This window comes from Corynebacterium sp. HMSC035E02 (assembly GCF_001836065.1).
In the GTDB taxonomy this organism is placed as follows: Bacteria; Actinomycetota; Actinomycetes; order Mycobacteriales; family Mycobacteriaceae; genus Corynebacterium; species Corynebacterium hiratae.
This window is the reverse complement of sequence record NZ_KV827300.1, coordinates 1-417: the sequence shown is the minus strand read 5'-3', so window position 1 is coordinate 417 and position 417 is coordinate 1. Positions and strand designations below refer to the sequence as shown.

The following is a 417-nucleotide window of genomic DNA, read 5'->3' as shown; positions in this document are numbered from 1 at the left end:
CCAGGTTCTTCGGGTGGGTTGGCCCGCCTTCGGCCCAGTTGTGTCGGTGATCCAACTGGCTGAGAAAAGCAGGCTCGCCACAGCCGCCGACCCGGCAGGTACCGTCGCGTCCTTCGACAAGTTTGCGCATGATGATTCCTGGCTGGTAGCCATCGGCTTCTTTTATCTCTTCGGTTAAATCCCGCATCTTGTCATGTGGCATGGGCTCAGCTCGCCAGCCGAAGCCTTCAATAAAGGTCGGTGCATCCTCAATATCGCAGGCCTGGTAGGTGTGGAGCACCACCGTAGCTGGTGGCTGTATTTCACCGGAAAGCAGTTTGATGACTGCCTCAGCGACAGTGATGTCTTCCTTGGTTGCGGTCTGGTGGATGAAGGCATCGAGTTTAATGCCGGTGTCTTCCCCAACCTGCAGTTCCA

General features: G+C 56.6%; 1 protein-coding gene. It reads right to left on the bottom strand.

The features are described from left to right. On the bottom strand, window positions 1–417 hold a 417-nt coding region (locus HMPREF2635_RS01750; protein WP_141761670.1), incomplete at both ends, for an HNH endonuclease signature motif containing protein.